Source organism: Aquimarina pacifica (assembly GCF_000520955.1).
Lineage (GTDB): Bacteria > Bacteroidota > Bacteroidia > Flavobacteriales > Flavobacteriaceae > Aquimarina > Aquimarina pacifica.
Window position 1 is genome coordinate 24,997 of record NZ_JACC01000041.1, and the last position, 18,535, is coordinate 43,531.

General features: G+C 35.2%; 15 protein-coding genes. 9 read left to right on the plus strand and 6 right to left on the minus strand.

All coding sequences use genetic code 11. The annotated features are described in order from the left end of the window. Positions 1-62: 62 nt before the first annotated feature. The 3 genes from DZ60_RS0118035 to DZ60_RS0118045 all read left to right on the plus strand — a co-directional run bounded on the left by DZ60_RS0118035 (position 63) and on the right by DZ60_RS0118045 (position 6,949). Positions 63-920 carry a DUF6252 family protein gene (locus DZ60_RS0118035; protein WP_025743423.1) on the plus strand — a complete coding sequence of 286 codons (858 nt, stop codon included), beginning with the start codon at positions 63-65 and terminating at the stop codon, positions 918-920. A 413-nt stretch (positions 921-1,333) separates the two neighbouring features. Then, positions 1,334-5,719: a DNA polymerase III subunit alpha gene (dnaE, locus tag DZ60_RS0118040; RefSeq protein ID WP_025743424.1), complete on the plus strand. Its 4,386-nt coding sequence runs from the start codon at positions 1,334-1,336 to the stop codon at positions 5,717-5,719. A 129-nt stretch (positions 5,720-5,848) separates the two neighbouring features. Next, positions 5,849-6,949 carry a DUF4407 domain-containing protein gene (locus tag DZ60_RS0118045; RefSeq protein WP_025743425.1) on the plus strand — a complete coding sequence of 367 codons (1,101 nt, stop codon included), beginning with the start codon at positions 5,849-5,851 and terminating at the stop codon, positions 6,947-6,949. 93 nt (positions 6,950-7,042) lie between these two features. Here the strand turns inward: DZ60_RS0118045 and DZ60_RS0118050 are convergent, their stop codons facing one another. The 6 genes from DZ60_RS0118050 to DZ60_RS0118080 form a co-directional block, all read right to left on the minus strand. Beyond that, positions 7,043-7,783 carry a DUF547 domain-containing protein gene (locus tag DZ60_RS0118050; RefSeq protein ID WP_025743426.1) on the minus strand — a complete coding sequence of 247 codons (741 nt, stop codon included), beginning with the start codon at positions 7,781-7,783 and terminating at the stop codon, positions 7,043-7,045. Between the two features lie 283 nt (positions 7,784-8,066). Next, positions 8,067-8,768 carry a zinc metallopeptidase gene (locus tag DZ60_RS0118060; RefSeq protein ID WP_152537467.1) on the minus strand — a complete coding sequence of 234 codons (702 nt, stop codon included), beginning with the start codon at positions 8,766-8,768 and terminating at the stop codon, positions 8,067-8,069. 180 nt (positions 8,769-8,948) lie between these two features. Next, positions 8,949-10,064 (minus strand): alanine dehydrogenase, encoded by a 1,116-nt coding sequence (ald, locus tag DZ60_RS0118065; RefSeq protein ID WP_025743429.1) that lies wholly within the window; start codon positions 10,062-10,064, stop codon positions 8,949-8,951. Between the two features lie 135 nt (positions 10,065-10,199). Then, positions 10,200-10,460 (minus strand): SemiSWEET transporter, encoded by a 261-nt coding sequence (locus DZ60_RS0118070; protein ID WP_025743430.1) that lies wholly within the window; start codon positions 10,458-10,460, stop codon positions 10,200-10,202. Positions 10,461-10,505: 45 nt separating this feature from the next. Continuing rightward, positions 10,506-13,319: a leucine--tRNA ligase gene (gene leuS, locus DZ60_RS0118075; protein ID WP_025743431.1), complete on the minus strand. Its 2,814-nt coding sequence runs from the start codon at positions 13,317-13,319 to the stop codon at positions 10,506-10,508. Between the two features lie 140 nt (positions 13,320-13,459). Further along, positions 13,460-14,383: a ketopantoate reductase family protein gene (locus DZ60_RS0118080; RefSeq protein WP_025743432.1), complete on the minus strand. Its 924-nt coding sequence runs from the start codon at positions 14,381-14,383 to the stop codon at positions 13,460-13,462. 157 nt (positions 14,384-14,540) lie between these two features. Here DZ60_RS0118080 and DZ60_RS0118085 point away from each other — a divergent pair, with 157 nt between their 5' ends. The 6 genes from DZ60_RS0118085 to truB all read left to right on the plus strand — a co-directional run bounded on the left by DZ60_RS0118085 (position 14,541) and on the right by truB (position 18,524). Next, the gene (locus tag DZ60_RS0118085; RefSeq protein WP_025743433.1) at positions 14,541-15,419 is read left to right on the plus strand and encodes a cell division protein FtsX; all 879 of its coding nucleotides are present in this window, start codon (positions 14,541-14,543) and stop codon (positions 15,417-15,419) included. Positions 15,420-15,446: 27 nt separating this feature from the next. Beyond that, positions 15,447-16,277, plus strand: coding sequence for a prolipoprotein diacylglyceryl transferase (gene lgt, locus DZ60_RS0118090; protein WP_025743434.1), 831 nt, complete (start codon positions 15,447-15,449; stop codon positions 16,275-16,277). After that, entirely contained in the window at positions 16,277-16,684 is a 408-nt protein-coding gene (locus DZ60_RS0118095) for a hypothetical protein (protein ID WP_025743435.1), read from the plus strand. The genes lgt and DZ60_RS0118095 overlap by 1 nt, the downstream gene beginning before the upstream one ends. Continuing rightward, positions 16,665-16,931: a DUF3098 domain-containing protein gene (locus DZ60_RS0118100; RefSeq protein ID WP_025743436.1), complete on the plus strand. Its 267-nt coding sequence runs from the start codon at positions 16,665-16,667 to the stop codon at positions 16,929-16,931. Before DZ60_RS0118095 ends, DZ60_RS0118100 begins: the two co-directional genes overlap by 20 nt. A 64-nt stretch (positions 16,932-16,995) precedes the next feature. Next, on the plus strand, positions 16,996-17,790 hold the full coding sequence (locus tag DZ60_RS0118105; RefSeq protein ID WP_025743437.1) for an undecaprenyl-diphosphate phosphatase: 795 nt from the start codon (positions 16,996-16,998) through the stop codon (positions 17,788-17,790). Positions 17,791-17,801: 11 nt separating this feature from the next. After that, positions 17,802-18,524, plus strand: a complete 723-nt coding sequence (gene truB, locus DZ60_RS0118110) for a tRNA pseudouridine(55) synthase TruB (RefSeq protein WP_025743438.1) — start codon at positions 17,802-17,804, stop codon at positions 18,522-18,524. The last annotated feature ends 11 nt before the right edge of the window (positions 18,525-18,535 follow it).

An 18,535-nucleotide genomic window follows, 5' to 3' on the forward strand; every position in this document is an offset into this window, starting at 1 on the left:
GCACCTATAAATCTCTATTAATTATGGTTTTTAAATAGAAATTATACCAAAAACCCCTAATTATGATTAAAAAAATTACGTACCTACTTATTGCCAGTCTATTAGTTTTAACTTCTTGTACTACAGACATAGAAGTTAATAACCCTGCGCTTCAGGCAAAAATTGATGGAGAAGTTTTTGTATCATCTATCAAAAAAGCAGTCCTATATGATGACGGAACTTTGGTTATAACAGGAAGCCACAATGGCAAAACAATCAGCTTTACTACAACCTCAGAAAAGGTTGGATCCTATAAAACAAGTCAACAAACTATTAGCAAAATTAGTTTTGAGCAAAATCAAACTAAATTTGTTTCTAAAAACGACGAGTCTGACGGAACCGTAACTATCACCGAAATCTATGATAATGAGATAACAGGTAATTTTTACTTCGACGATCTAAAAGATGATGACGGCAATACAATAAGTTTTAAAGATGGATGGTTTTACAGACTACCTATTGAAAATGGTTTTATAGAAGATGAAACTGAAAATGAAGAAGATCAAAACATCAGCAACCCATGCTTACTTAACGCATCACTTACCGCATTGGTTAATGGTTCTGAAATGATTACTGATGATCATTCGGCAGTGCTTAACGAACTTAATGATGTATATTCTATTCGTATCAATGCTGCTAACGAAACTGATGAAATATCAATAGTATTCTTGTCAAATGTGACACCTGGGACTTATGACCTATCAGGATCAGGAAGCTTTAGTGCTTCTCATAGTCTTAATAATGACAAATCTTCTGCATTATCCGGAACGCTAACAATTACAGAACATAACATAGATTCTAAATGTATTAGCGGAACTTTTAATTTCGAAACCAGAGGAGGGAATCAAATTACAAATGGAAGTTTTGATTTCGGATACTAAAACAAGAAACAGCACCTGTACAGACATAGAATAAACAAAGCTAATTTGTACAAGCAAACACATATATTACCCCTATAATTACTCAACTTAACCGAAAAAGTGTTCATAAAAAAAATGAACACTTTTTTACTTATAAACCCTATCATAATCTTGTGTAGTGAAACTTACTACTCAAAAAAGCATTCTTCACATATACCCCTAGTTAATAATTCTGAATAACTTTTACAGATCGAATCCCTCCTTTTAAGTATTTTTGATTTTAATTACACTTCAATTACCAGAAAGGGATAAGACAGTATAGGTAGCACCTAGCTTTTTAGAAAAAATAATGGAATATGCTAATACTCTTTACCGTAGAACGTAAAAGAGGTTACGAACAATACCCCGATCAAAATTGAGTAAACTTATTTTTTATGTATTTAATCTTTGATACCGAAACAACTGGATTACCGAAGCGATGGGATGCTCCCATTAGTGATAGTGATAACTGGCCGAGATGTATCCAAATTGCATGGCAGTTACATGATGAGATGGGGAACTGTATCGAGCATCAAGATTACCTTGTACAACCTGAAGGGTTTAATATTCCTTATGATGCAGAAAAAATTCATGGTATCTCTACCGAGTTGGCCCAGCAAGATGGAATTCCATTATCTGAGGTTTTAGAAAAGTTCAATATTGCATTATCTAAAACCAAATTTGTGGTTGGTCAAAATGTTGGTTTTGATGTCAATATCATGGGAGCAGAATTTTATCGTCTTGAGGTAGCAAATAAACTACAAGAACTTCCTGTATTAGATACTTGTACCGAGACAACTGCAAGTTTATGTCAGATACCGGGAGGTCGTGGAGGTAAATTTAAACTCCCTACACTTACCGAATTACATCAACACCTTTTCGGTGTTGCTTTTGGTGAAGCTCACAATGCAACAGCAGATGTAGAAGCCACAACACGTTGTTTTCTAGAACTAATTCGTAAACAAATCTTTACTCAGGAAGAATTAGACGTTGAGCAGGATTATTTTCAAAATTTCACAAAAGAAAACACTGAACCTATTCAATTAATAGGTCTAAAACACATCAATCTTAAAAAAGCTTCTCAAAAAATCCAAGAAGCTCTGAGCAAAAAGGAAGGAACCGACCTGTCTCAACAGGAGATCAATGCTAATATTGCGGCTCTGGATGAAGTGAATTTTGTTCATTTACACAATCATACCCAATTCTCAGTTCTACAATCAACCACAAGTATCCCCGATCTGATCAAAACTACGGCAAAACACAAAATGAATGCTGTTGCCATGACAGATCATGCCAATATGATGGGGGCATTTCATTTCGTTCAAGGTGTTGCCAATCACAATAAGAGTGTCAAAGCGGCTAATGCCGAAGCTATAGAAAATGGAGAAGAACCAAAGGGAATAGAAATAAAACCTATTGTAGGTTGTGAATTTTTTGTTTGTGAAAACCATACCGACAAATCACGAAAAGATAATGGGTATCAGATCGTACTCATTGCCAAAAACAAAAATGGATATCACAATCTGGCAAAAATGTCCTCGATTGGTTTTGTAGATGGATTCTACTATCTCCCTAGAATAGACAAAGAAGTTATTAAGCAATATAAGGAAGATATCATTGTACTTACAGGAAACTTATATGGTGAGGTCCCAAGTAAAGTACTAAATATAGGTGAAAAACAGGCAGAAGAAGCCTTATTATGGTGGCATCAGGAATTTGGAGATGATCTCTACATAGAAATTATGCGCCATAATCAAGAAGATGAGAATCGAGTTAATCAAGTATTAATCAACTTTTCTAAGAAATATGGCATCAAAACTATTGCTACTAACAATACATATTATTGTGAAAAAGAAGATGCCAATGCCCACGATATTTTATTATGTGTAAAAGACGGTGAAAAACAAGCTACCCCTATAGGTAGAGGTCGAGGTTATCGCTACGGATTACCAAATCAGGAATACTATTTCAAGTCTTCTGAAGAAATGAAAACAGTATTCAAAGATCTTCCTGAAGCAATTATTAATATACAAGAGGTTGTTGACAAAATAGAACCGTTCGTCCTTGCAAGAGATGTATTATTACCGGCTTTTGAGATTCCCGAAGAATTTCAATTTGAAGAAGATAAGTCTGACGGGGGCAAACGCGGAGAAAATGCATACCTGAGACATATCACCTACAAAGGTGCCAAAATACGATACGGAGAAATTACTCCAGAAATTGATGAACGTCTTGATTTTGAACTAAAAGTAATTGAAAAAACAGGATACCCTGGATATTTTCTTATTGTCGAAGACTTTATTCGTGCAGCCAGAGACATGGATGTATCGGTGGGGCCAGGTCGTGGATCGGCAGCAGGATCAGCGGTAGCTTATTGCCTATGGATTACTAATTTAGATCCTATTAAATATGACTTACTTTTTGAGAGATTCTTAAATCCTGATCGTGTAAGTATGCCCGATATTGATATAGATTTTGATGACGAGGGACGAAGTCGAGTCATGGACTATGTCATCGAAAAATATGGTGCTAATCAGGTAGCTCAAATTATTACATATGGTACCATGGCAGCAAAATCCTCTATTAGAGATACTGCTCGCGTACTTGATCTGCCGCTAGGAGACGCTGACCGTATCTCTAAACTTATTCCTAATATGTCAAAATTAGGAAAGATATTCGGCGTAGATGAAGCCATACTGAAAAAAAAGTTTAGAAGTGATGAGCTAGAAAAAGTAAATGAACTTCTCAATATTGCTGAGGGTAGTGATCTCGAAGCAGAAACACTTAATCAAGCACGTGTTCTAGAAGGATCCGTACGAAATACAGGGATTCATGCCTGTGGTGTCATTATTACACCAGATGATATTACAAAATTCGTTCCTGTGGCACTTGCCAAAGACTCTGATATGTATTGTACGCAATTTGACAACTCTGTTGTTGAGGATGCGGGATTACTAAAAATGGATTTCTTAGGATTAAAGACCCTTACCCTCATCAAGGATACGGTGAAAATTGTAAAGGCAAAACATGGAGTAGAACTGGACCCAGAAAACTTTCCGCTAGATGATGAAGAAACCTATGCCTTATTCCAGAGAGGGGAAACTGTTGGGGTGTTTCAATATGAATCTCCTGGAATGCAAAAATACATGAAGGAGCTTAAACCGACAGTTTTTGCTGATCTAATCGCCATGAATGCTCTGTATCGTCCTGGACCATTAGAATATATCCCAAGTTTTATTAACCGTAAACATGGTACAGAAGAAATTATTTATGACCTCGAAGCTTGTGAAGAATACCTAAAAGAAACATACGGAATTACAGTATATCAAGAGCAAGTGATGCTTCTTTCTCAGAAACTAGCAGATTTTACAAAAGGTGAAGCCGATGTCCTTCGTAAGGCTATGGGTAAGAAACAAAAAGCTGTACTTGATAAGATGAAACCTAAATTTATCTCGCAAGCATCAGCAAAAGGACATGCAGAAGATAAATTAGAAAAAATATGGAAAGATTGGGAAGCCTTTGCAGCCTATGCCTTTAATAAGTCACATTCTACCTGTTACGCATGGATTGCATATCAGACTGCATATCTAAAAGCACATTATCCTGCAGAATATATGGCAGCTGTACTTTCTAACAATATGAACGACATCAAGCAAGTCACTTTCTTTATGGAAGAATGTAAACGGATGAAACTTGATGTTTTGGGTCCCGATGTCAATGAATCGTACCGAAAATTCTCAGTAAATAAAGATGGTGCCGTTCGTTTTGGGATGGGAGCTATAAAAGGGGTCGGTACAGGTGCTGTAGCCACTATTGTTGAAAATAGAAAAGAAGATGGTCCGTATCGATCGATTTTTGATATGGCAAAACGTATAGATCTTCGAGCAGCTAATAAAAAGGCTTTTGAAAGTCTTGCTTTGGCAGGAGGGTTTGATTCTTTTATAGGAACCCACAGAGGACAATACTTTCATAAGGATGGTGATGACATCACCTTTCTTGAAAAAGCCATGAAGTACGGATCTAAGTATCAGGAAAATGAAAATTCCTCTCAAGTAAGTCTCTTCGGAGAAGCTAGCGAGGTACAAATCCCAGAACCAGTGGTACCACCATGTGAGGAATGGGGAACTATGGAAAAACTCGCACGAGAAAAAGAAGTTGTTGGAATATATCTTTCAGGACATCCATTAGATGATTTTAAATATGAAATGAAATATTTCTGTAATGGCACCTTACTTAATTTTGCGGATTTAGAAAGTAATATCAATAGAGAAATTTCGTTTGGAGGCGTTATTACTAGCGTAGAACATCGTACTTCAAAAAATGGCAAAGGTTGGGCAACTTTTATTATAGAAGATTATAATACCGCCCACGAATTCAGAGTATTTGGCGAAGAATACCTAAAGCATCGCCCATTTCTGGTTCAAAGCACATTCGTGTACACCAAAGCCTTTATAAAAGAAGGTTGGGTGAATCGTGATACTGGTAAAAAAGGAGACCCTAGAATACAGTTTAATAGTTTTCAATTGCTACATGATGTCATGGAAACCTATGCTCGAAAATTAACTATTCAATTAGATATCAATAATCTTAGTGACCAAAGCATCGATAGTTTAAAGGAATTATTAACAGAACACTCTGGAAATCACACACTAAATTTTGTAATCTACGAGATGGAAGAACAACTAAAATTGCATATGCCCAGTAGAAAACAAAAGGTTAATATTTCGCAAGAATTATTAGTTGCCTTAGAGAATGAATCGGTATACTATAAACTGAATTAGCAAGAAATAAAAAGAGTAGCGCAAATAATAGTGTGCCAAATGCATTCAAATTACTGAGCCCTATACCCTTTACGCAACATCATGCTGTAAATCAACGTTATATATCTATCAATCAAAATATATTCAATCATGTTAAAACGTTTTTTTATTTTATGCTCAGGAGCTGATGCAGACATATTGTCTACTTGTGGCAACGGAGAACAGAACAAATACGTCGGCATTGGTGCTACCGTATTTTTTACTGCTATTATGGCCTTTATTGCCGCTGCATATGCCCTCTATACTGTATTTGACAACTATTTTGCAGCCATTTTCTTTGGACTTATCTGGGGTGTTTTAATTTTTAATCTTGACAGATTTATAGTCTCAACAATCAAAAAGAAAGAACATTTTCTGGATGAATTTTTACAAGCAACACCTAGAATTATTCTGGCTATAATTATTGCAGTGGTAATTTCAAAACCTTTAGAATTAAAAATCTTTGAGAAAGAGATTGACCGCGTTTTGCTTGAACAAAAAAATGATTTTACTCTTGCCAATCAGCAACAAATTGCAACTCAATACACACCTACTATAGACGCTTTAAATACTGAAATCAACAAACTGAAAGGAGAAATCGCTACCAAAGAAACCGAGGTTAATATCCTATATGACACCTATATTGCCGAGGCAGAAGGGCGTAAAGGAACTGAAATTCTAGGAAAGGGACCGGTATACAAAGAAAAAAGGGAAAAGCATGATGCAGAGTTAGCAGCATTAGTGACGCTAAAAAAGGAGAATGTTGCTAGGATTAGTGAGTTAGAAAAACAAAAAATAGAATTAACCGCATCCTACGAAGATCAAGTAGCCACATCACAGCCTATTATTAATAACTTTGATGGGTTGATGGCAAGAATAAATGCGCTGGGTAAGTTGCCATGGCTTCCTTCTTTTTTCATTTTTTTACTATTTCTAGCAATAGAAACCTCCCCGATTTTTGCAAAACTTCTTTCTCCCAAAGGAGAATACGATTTCCGAATAGAGGATCTAGAGAATGAGGTAAAGAATTGGGTAGCACAAAAACAAGATCAACGAAATGCATTATTAGAAACTGATCATACTATCAACGATCGCGTATATAATGACCTTGCAGAAGAAGAAGAATTGTTTGAGTATAAAAAGAAAATTGCCAGAGAGATTATGAAAAAACAACAAGATGCTTTTTACAAAAGGCAAACGGGTATTTTATAATGCAGTATAAACTTCGAATTCAATAGAATAAAATCCCCAAAGCCTAATCAATGTGATTAGGCTTTGGGGATTTTATATAACATATACAGACACTTAATCAAATGCATACCCATTAATAGGCTGAACTACTTCATTTAAGCTCCAGTTATACTCCATTGGCCCTACATTACTTTGATTCGTAATTTTAATTTTTGCATATTGGTTTATAAAGCTTTTCAAATCTTCGTCATCTTGTTTAAAATCCCTCTTATACCAAGAAAATATTCTCGAAAGACTAATAGTGGTTTTTGTTATCTTGTTTCTAGTTGGGTCATTAATAAATTTTTCTGCCTGGCTGTCTAACGCATAATTTAGATTATCTGCTGTATACGCTCTATTCCAAACTACTGGACAAGATATAGAAGCACAATTAATTGCAAAGTGAATTCTTGAATCGCCGAATTTTCTCAAAATCTTATGCTCTACGTCGTTTAAACTAAACCATTCTCCGTCAATTTTAATAAATTTCTTATCCCATGGTTTCTTCAAATCTTTGATACTCTTTAATGGATAGCTATCTATAATTAACTTGATTGTATATGCATTATACGTATTAATCCAATAAGCCATCTGTTCTTCTTTTGACCAATTTGCATTAGGTCTGTTTTCTGAGAGTTCCTGAAAATATCTATACAACAAAGAGCTGTCTTTCATAAACCCTTCATAATTAACACTTCCGTCTTCAAAGACATTTAGTAGTAGTGCTTGATCCCAACTGGAGTGATCAAATTTCTCTTGACTATATAGATTTAAACTTAAACTTAGGGCAAAATATAAAATTGTAATTGTTCTCATGATATTATCTTTTTTAATGGTGCTTTATTCTTTTTACTTTGAGACTTTGGCCAACCTTTTTATTTCTTACGTCTCAGGAAGTTTGTCAGATAAAACTTATAAAGCTTACAACATCATATTAGAACTTAACATAATTTTAATTTTAAAAAAGATTTCTACCATGAGAAATAGGGGCACTTCTGAACGAACTTTCTATACAGAAATACATGAAAAAAATTAAAGCGGTTGCCTAGGCAACCGCTTTAATTTTTTAATTCTATATTGCTAATTTTACAGTCAGAATTTAATTTCTTCTGCCCAGAATTTGCAGAGCAAAATATAACAGAGTTGCTAGGGATCCAATCGCCGCAACAACATAGGTTCTTGCTGCCCATTTTAACGCATCTTTAGCACCATCATGCTCTTCTCTAGTAAGCATATTTGTATTTTCTAACCAGGCTAATGCCCTATTACTGGCATCATATTCTACTGGTAATGTAATGAAACTAAACAGTGTACTGGTAGCATATAACGCAAGCCCTATTAAAGCTACTGTTTGCCCTAATTGCATACTTGCCATCAACGCAACACCTCCCATAATTACCCACATTGACATTTTTGAAGCTATATTAACTACAGGAACCAATTTTGACCTCATAGTTAACCAACTATATGCCGTGGCATGTTGTATTGCGTGACCACATTCATGCGCAGCAACAGCAGCAGCAGCAGCATTTCGCTGACTATAAACACCCTCACTAAGATTCACAGTCTTATTTCTAGGATTGTAATGATCGGTAAGCATTCCTGGAGTAGAAATCACCTGAACATCTGTTATTCCATTATCGATAAGCATTTTTTGCGCAATTTCGGCTCCGCTCAAACCATTTTGTAATTGTAATTTTGAGTAATACTTAAACTTACTTTTTAACTTGGAACTGACTAAACCACTTACCAGAGCAATTAACCCTACAATGACATAGTACCCCATATATCCTGATAACATATTTTTCTTTTTTTATTAAAATTAAACGTTACATTAATTTATGACACTCGTATTCTTATCTATCTAATATCCATTTGATTCTAAAAATAGGCTAATAAATGTACATAATAAATACAAAAACCCCGCCAAACTGACGAGGTTTTTGGTTAAATAAACTTGAGTTAGCCAAATAAGTTTAGTTTAACTTAAATAGTGCGTTACATCTTCAAGAGGAAGATTAAAAGCTTCTGATATCGCAGGGTACACTACTTTCCCGTTGATTATATTCAATCCTTTTCTTAAGGATTCATTATCATTACACGCTGTTTTCCAACCTTTGTTTGCCAATTGCAAAGCATAAGACAAAGTAACGTTAGTTAGTCCCATAGTCGAAGTAAAAGGCACGGCTCCGGGCATATTCGCCACAGAATAATGCACCACGTCATCTATAATATATATCGGATCCTCGTGAGTGGTTGGTTTTGTAGTTTCAAAACAACCTCCCTGATCTACTGCAACATCTACCAATACAGTCCCCGGACGCATATCTTTTAACATTTCGCGAGTAATTAACTTCGGGGCTTTTGCGCCCGGAATTAATACGCCTCCAATAATCAAATCTGAAAACTTTATATGTTTTCGGATTGTATATTCATTTGAAAACTCTGTATTTACATTCGCAGGCATAACATCGTCCAAATATCGTAATCTTTTCATACTGATATCCAAAATAGTAACATCAGCCCCCATTCCAGCTGCCATTTTTGCAGCTTGCGTTCCTACAACACCTCCACCTAAGACCAATACCTTAGCAGGAGCCACTCCAGGAACACCACCTAGAAGAATTCCTCTTCCTTTTAAAGGTTTTTCTAAATATTTTGCTCCCTGCTGTATAGACATTCTACCTGCAACTTCACTCATTGGGGTCAGTAATGGTAAACTTCTGTCTGCATCTTCTACTGTTTCGTAAGAAATACATATCGCCTTACTACTGATCATTGCATGCGTTAAGGGCTCACTTGATGCAAAATGAAAATATGTGAACACCAGTTGATCTTTTTTAATCAAAGCGTATTCTGGCTCAATTGGCTCTTTTACCTTTATAATCATTTCTGCTATCTGATATACCTCTTCTATAGTAGGTAATATCTGTGCTCCTGCGTCTATATATTCCTGATCTTCGAAACCACTATGAAAACCAGCATTTCGCTGAATAAAAACTGTATGTCCATGAGTAACAAAAGCCATCACTCCCGCAGGAGTAACACCAACTCGATTCTCGTTATTTTTAATCTCTTTAGGAACACCGATTATCATATTCTTATTTTTTGGGCGAAAATAGCTGTTTTTTTAAAATAAAACAACTAAAACGAACCATATAACACTTTATTAGTAATCCTAAGTAAGATGATACTTAAAGTGTTAAAAAACAAAAAATCCTAATAATTTAGATCAGTTTTTATATCGATACTTAAAATATAACAATATGCATCCAGAAACAGCTGTTATAAGATTTGCCAAAATTATAGGCAAACTATCGATCAAAAAGCCATAAATCAACCAACAAAACACTCCACTTACAAAAATCGATAACATGGATAACGATAAACTTTCTGCTGACTTTGTTTTCCAGGTTTTATATACCTGAGGTAAAAAAGCTGCTGTTGTTAATGTAGCCGCTACCAATCCTAAAACTTCTATTGGATCTACCATAAATCATGATTTACATAAATAAAGTGAAAAAATACTTCAATACCATTACCCCACTATATTTACTATTTTTCCGGGTACTACAATTACTTTTTTGGGTGAACGCCCTGCCAATTGTTGCTGTGTTTTTTCATAAGCCATTACTGCCGATTCGATCTCATCTTTGCTTAAGTCTAAAGATAACTCCATAGTAAAACGCATTTTACCATTAAATGATATGGGATACGCTTTTGTACTTTCTACTAAGTGAGAGGCATCAAAAACAGGAAAATCTGAAGTAGCAATAGAATCAACATGTCCTAATTTACTCCATAATTCTTCTGCAATATGAGGTGCATATGGTGAAATCAAAATCACTAGTGGTTCTAATATTTCTTTTGACGTACATTTTTGCGCCGTCAATTCATTTACTGCAATCATAAATGTACTCACAGATGTATTAAAAGAGAAATTCTCTATGTCTTCTTGTACTTTTTTGATGGTTTTATGTAACGTTTTGAGAGCGTCTTTCGTAGGTGCTGTTTCTGTTACAGCAAAGACATCACCATTATGATACAATTTCCATAATTTCTTAAGAAAACCGTGTACCCCTGTTATACCAGCTGTGTTCCATGGTTTTGACTGTTCTAATGGCCCTAAGAACATTTCATATAGTCTCAGACTATCTGCTCCGTATTGTTCACAAATACCATCTGGATTGACAACATTATACCAGCGCTTAGACATTTTTTCTACTTCGCGCCCAACAATATACTTTCCATCTTCAAGTTTAAAATCTGCATCTGCAAATTGTGGCTGCCATTTTTTTAACCCATCAATATTTAATTCATCAGAAGCATTTATAAGACTTACGTCGACACGAAGCTCTTCTATGTCATATGTTTCTTTTAATGATTTTGAAACGTATGTATTCGAACCACTTATTCTATAAATAATGGCACTTGTCCCCAAAATCATTCCTTGATTGATCAGTTTTTTGAACGGTTCTTCTACAGGAAGATATCCTCTATCATTTAAAAACTTGGTCCAGAATCTCGAATACAACAAATGCCCGGTAGCATGCTCGTTTCCACCAATATACAGGTCTACATTTTGCCAATACCCTAACGCTTCCGCGGAAGCGAATTCATTTTGATTACCCGCATCCATATATCGAAATAAATACCACGAACTGCCTGCCCAACCTGGCATTGTATTTAGCTCTAAAGGAAATACGCTCTTGTCATCTATTTTGCTATTAGAAACTACTTCGTTTTTCTCTACATCCCAAGCCCAGAAGTCTGCCCGTCCCAGAGGTGGCTCTCCTGTTTCTGTAGGTAGATATTTCTCTACTTCTGGTAGCTTGATGGGTAAATGCTCGACATCAATCATTTGTGGCATCCCATCAACATAATATACAGGAAAAGGTTCTCCCCAATATCGTTGACGACTAAATACAGCATCACGAAGTCTATAATTGGTTTTTCCTTGCCCCTGTCCTAGCTTTTCGAGTTCATAAATAGCTGTCTTTACGGCTTTTTTATACGTAAGGCCATTTAAGAAATCAGAATTAGCAATCACCGTTTTTTCTTTGTCCGAAAATGCTTCTTCTGAAATATCAACGCCTTCAAAAATATTATGGATTGGGATATCAAAATGTTTCGCAAAATCATAATCTCGTTGATCACCGCAAGGAACTGCCATTACGGCTCCTGTACCGTATCCTGCTAACACATAATCTCCGATCCAAATTGGTACAGGTTCTTTGGTAAATGGATGTTCTGCATACGCCCCTGTAAATACGCCACTAATGGTTTTTACATCTGCCATACGCTCACGTTCGCTTCGTTTTGCTGTTGCTTCAATATATGCGTTTACTTTATTCTTTTGTTCGGGTGTAGTAATTTTGGCAACCAATTCATGTTCTGGTGCAAGTGTCATAAAAGTAACCCCAAATATTGTATCGGGACGAGTGGTAAATACTTCTATAACCTCATCATATTCTTTGACGTTAAAAGTAACGCTTGCTCCTACAGATTTTCCTATCCAATTGCGTTGTGATTCTTTTAGAGAATCTGTCCAATCAATAGTTTCTAAACCTTGTAATAAACGTTCGGCATAGGCAGAAATGCGCATGCTCCATTGTGTCATTTTTTTACGAATTACCGGATATCCACCTCGTTCAGAAACACCATTTACTATTTCGTCATTTGCCAATACTGTTCCTAACTCAGGGCACCAGTTTACCTCGGTTTCTGCCAAATACGTAAGTCGGTATTGTAATAGTATCGCTTGCTTTTCTTTGTCAGTAAAACTATTCCATTCTTGTGATGTAAATACAATTGTCTCATCATCACTCACGGCGTTTACTGTCGTATTTCCTTTGGCACTAAAAATAGTTTCGAGCTCTTTGATTGCTCTTGCCTTATTGGTATCGATATCATACCATGAATTAAACAATTCTATAAAAATCCACTGTGTCCACTTATAATACTCTGGACCGCTCGTTCTTACTTCTCGGCTCCAATCAAAAGAGAACCCGATTTTATCAAGTTGCTGACGATATCTTGCTATATTATCTTTGGTAGTAATTGCGGGGTGTTGTCCTGTCTGAATTGCATATTGTTCTGCTGGCAATCCAAAAGAATCATAGCCCTGCGGATGTAATACATTAAATCCTTTATGACGTTTGTATCTTGCATAAATATCACTGGCGATATATCCTAAGGGATGTCCTACATGTAATCCTGCACCCGATGGATAGGGAAACATATCTAAAACGTAATATTTTGGCTTTTGACTGTTGTTTTCGGCCTTAAACGTTTCTTTCTCTGCCCAATAGGCTTGCCACTTGGCTTCAATAGTATTAAAATCGTAACTCATTACGTTTACTTCAAAAGTTCTTAATTCTTATAATGAGTGCAAAAATATACCTATTACTAGTAATATTACAATATATTCTAGGAAATGTAATACGATGAGCATTCATTTCCTTTCAAATAGTACGCTTCTCCTAAAAAAAATTAACTTCTGGCCTTATTTTCCATCAGCTGTAAACAACTGTATATAAAATGATTTGTGGGTGTTGCTATTTCTAATTTTTCACCCTCACGCACTATAAACCCATTAAAATTATAGAGTTCTGAGGGTCTTCCTGCCATAATATCTCGCTGAGTTGATGCTGTCGAATCGAAAGGTTGCATGCTTATAAAAGTCATAATACGATCTACCAAATTCTCTGGTAAAGTAACTCCTTTGGCTGTACCAATATTATGAATTTCTGTAGCAGTCTCACTCATAATGTTTCTGGTTTCAGGATTTTGATACATCTCACCAATAGTTGCTCGTGTTAATGCTCCTAATCCACTCACCGTCGCTATGAACATAAATTTACTCCAGATATCTACATGAATGTTATCAGAAATTGTACTTAAAAACCCTGCTTTATCAAATATAGCTTTGGGTATTTGTAATCGTTGTGTTTTAAGAGCATCAAGCTCTCCAAAAATAATCTCAGGAGGGTGTCCGAAATGAGAAATAATACCTGGGGCTTCTATTTTGCTATATATTTTACATAATCCGCCAACTACATGTTTACTATCAATTACGTCACATAGTTTTTCTGCATTATCAGCTCCATTTTGCAACGGCATAACAATGGTTGTATCTTTTAGGATAGGTTTGATTAGTTCACCTGCATTAGCCACTTGCCAAGATTTTGTACAAATCAAAATCAAATCTGCTTTTTCTACCTGTTTAAGAACATCGGTCGCCTTAAACGAATTTGTCTTAAAATCACCATCAACACTTTTAACTTCTAATCCATTCGTTTGCATGGCTTCTAGATGTTTTCCTCTCGCAACAAAAGTTACTTTCTGACCTGAATGCGCTATTTTTCCTCCAAAATACCCTCCGACTCCCCCGACACCTATAATGACTGTATGCATGCTTTTATTTTTTATCAAATTCTAAAATGTGAAGGGCCACATATCCTATTTCTATACCAACTATCAAAAATATTAATTTTATAGCGGCGTTATTCACATTGTAAACCAAAGTTAATTAACTATTCTTTATTATTTTTACGAACAAATCAGTTTATTTATGAGTTCTTCTTTTGACAAATACCAAAAACGCAGATTAATTTCTTCTTATTTCTCTGTGGTGATTAGTATTTCTCTTGTTCTTTTTTTATTAGGTCTATTAGGGCTTTTGGTACTTAACACAAAAAAAGTAGCTGACCATTTTAAAGAAAAAATTGCACTTACTATTTATTTAAAAGATACCGCAAAAGATATAGAAATAAAGCAACTACAAAAAACGCTGGCACTTGCAGAATACACAAAATCTACTACGTATATTTCTAAAGATGAAGCCGCAGAAGCGCATAGCAAAGATATTGGAGAAAATTTTATGGACTTTTTGGGATATAATCCACTTCAAAACTCTATTGACGTCTTTCTAAAAGCAGATTTTGTAGATCCTGCTAAAATTGAAACGATTAATGCCTCTATCATAAAAAAGGATTTTGTTGATGAAGTAATCTATGACAAACCTCTTATCTCATTACTTAATGACAATATTAAACGAATTAGTTTTTGGGTCTTATTGATTAGTGGGGTTTTTACTTTTATAGCGGTCCTACTAATTAATAGTTCTATTCGTTTATCTGTTTACTCTAAGCGATTTATTATTAAAACAATGCAAATGGTGGGAGCCACCAAGAGATTTATTAGAAGACCTTTTGTCTGGAAAAGTGTTCGCTTAGGAATGATAGGTGCCATAGTTGCGCTTATTGGCGTAGGCATTGTACTATATTATCTTAATCAGGCATTTCCCGAACTGGCCTTATTAAATGACAAAATCTTGTTAGGAATTCTGTTTTTTGGTGTTTTTGGGATGGGTGTATTAATAACATGGATAAGTACGTTCTTTGCGACTCAAAGATTCTTGAATCTAAGAACTGATGAGCTTTATTATTAAAACATCTTTTAACACAACTTGTAATGCATGGGAGCAATAGAATGGAATGTAGATCCTGAAATCTTTCGATTATTTGATACTTTTCCGGTTAAATATTATGGCCTCTTCTTCGTTAGCGGATTGCTACTAGGCTATAATCTGGTAAAAAGAGTATATCGATTGGAAAATATTCCTGTAGAAAACCTAGAAAAACTTTCTACCTATATCTTTGCAGGAATATTAATTGGCGCTCGTTTAGGACATTGCTTGTTCTATGATTTCGCTTATTTCTCTCAACACCCATTAGAGATATTTCTTCCTTTTCAGATAGTAAATGGTTCATGGCATTTTACAGGTTTTTCGGGACTTGCAAGTCATGGCGGAAGTATTGGTGCATTGCTAGCTATTATTTTGTATTGTAGAAAAAACAAAACATCGGTTCTTTGGGTAATGGATCGTGTAGCGCTGGGCACTCCTATTACCGGAGCATTTATTCGGCTAGGAAACCTAATGAATTCTGAAATTTACGGAAAACCAACTCATGGGGATTACGGAATGATATTCGTTCGGGATGATATGATCCCAAGACACCCGACACAATTGTATGAAGCTTGTACCTATCTATTAATATTTGCATTATTATGGTATCTATATAAAAAAACCAATGTGATTAAAAAAGAAGGAGTTTTGTTGGGGGTACTGTTATCTGTATTATTCTGTGCACGACTAATTTTAGAGTTTTTCAAAGAAAATCAGGTAGCCTTTGAAGATTCAATGACCCTAAATATGGGCCAACTATTAAGTCTACCCTTTATCATCATAGGTGTATTTTTAATAATCAGAGGTAAAGAGAAATCTGTTTTAGAAACAAAAAAGTAATGGGAAAAGGCACAAAAATATATCTTACTGTACTCTTTATTCTCTTCCTTCTATTTATGGCTGTTGTGATACAAACCTTTCGCCCTGTGCGTAATGTACAACCAGAAGATGTATTAAAAATTACAGGAACAGTGATTGATATTAATGACGCCCCAGGTTTTGATATTTCTTTTACTTTAAAAGATGATTTGCACTATTATTATATTAATAGAGGACTTCAATACAATCTTTCTGCAGATTCTTTGCGCTCAGATCTTCTAGATAAAAAAGTTACTTTGTATGTCATAAAAAGATGGACTATATTTACGCGTGATAAAAATATGGGACATATCTCTAAATTAATGATAGATGATCGCATAATTTTTAATGAGATAAATAACGATATTCATGAGCAAACAATCAAATAAAAACACACCACATAAACCGGATTATGTTTTTGGGAAGAAAAATTATATGGTAATGGCTATTGGTATTGCTGTAATTGCTTTGGGATTTATTCTTATGGCTGGTGGCGGAAGCGATGATCCTAATGTGTTTAATCCAGACATCTATAATTTCAGAAGAATACGATTGGCTCCTACTATAGTTTTAATTGGTTTTGGTATCGAAGTATATGCGATTTTACTTGACCCTAATAAGAAGAAAAAACAATAATTAAAACTATAATTATAGTGGTAATTATATATTTGCATCGAATTTATCCAAACTAAACTCCTCTATGGAAATTATTGATGCGATTGTTTTAGGAATCATACAAGGGCTCACTGAATTTTTACCTGTCTCATCTAGCGGTCACCTAGAATTAGGAAAAGCCCTTTTGGGTGATAAAAGTATCCCCGAAGAATCCCTTCTATTTACGGTGGTATTGCACTTTGCTACAGCACTTAGTACTATTGTGATATTTAGAAAAGATATATGGATAATTCTCAAAGGATTATTACAATTCAAGAACAATGAGGAAACTCTTTTTTCTCTTAAAATTATCCTTTCTATGATTCCGGCTGTATTGGTTGGATTATTTTTTGAAGAACAATTAGAACAACTTTTTGGTGGTAATATTATGTTCGTTGGCTTTATGCTTCTTATAACGGCTGCATTATTATGGTTTGCAGATAAAGCAAAGAGCACCAGAAAGTCGGTTAGTAACTCTAATGCATTTGTAATTGGTATTGCCCAAGCAATAGCAATGTTACCAGGAATCTCTCGTAGTGGCGCTACCATTTCTACGTCGGTATTGTTAGGAAACGACAAGACAAAAGCAGCACGCTTTTCATTCTTAATGGTCATCCCTCTTATTTTTGGAAAAATTGCCAAAGATATTTTAAGCGGCGATCTTACTTTTTCTTCAGAAAATAGTATCCCTATAGGTCTTGGTTTTATTGCTGCATTTGTATCGGGACTTTTCGCCTGTACCTGGATGATTTCGTTGGTAAAAAAGAGTAAGTTAACTTATTTTGCCGTATATTGTGTCGTTGTTGGCTTAATCGCCATCGCCTTTGGTTTTATCAAATAGCCCCCTCTATAATGTTAACCGAACAAAACTATAAAGATGGTCAAGTTCTTTTGATCGATAAACCCTTGCAATGGACATCTTTCCAGGTTGTAAATAAATTGAGATGGCTTATTAAGCAGCAATTCGGGATTAAAAAAATCAAAGTTGGACACGCTGGTACATTAGATCCACTTGCAGAAGGATTATTAGTGATTTGTACAGGAAAATTCACGAAACGCATTCAGGAATTTCAAGGACAGTCTAAAGAATATACAGGCACCTTTAAGTTAGGTGCAACTACCCCCTCTTACGACTTAGAAACGGCTATTGACGAAACTTTTCCGACTGATCATATTTCTAGTCAAAAAATACTAGAAACATCGTCACATTTTATTGGAGAGATAGCGCAATTTCCTCCTGTTTTTTCTGCCCTAAAAAAAGATGGAAAACGATTATATGAATATGCACGAGAAGGAGAGGCCGTAAAAATTAATGCAAGAAAAATACACATTCATGAATTTGAAATTACCCGTATAGAACTGCCAGAAGTAGATTTTAGAGTAGTTTGTGGTAAAGGAACTTATATACGATCATTAGCACACGATTTTGGTAAAAAATTAGAAAGCGGGGCTCACTTAACTGCGCTGAAAAGAACTAAAATAGGGTCATTTTCTCTTGAAGATGCTATGACCATTACATCTTTTGAAAATCAGTTAAGTCCAAAAATAAAAACTACGCAAAATATTGTAGAATAAAAGAAGTTATA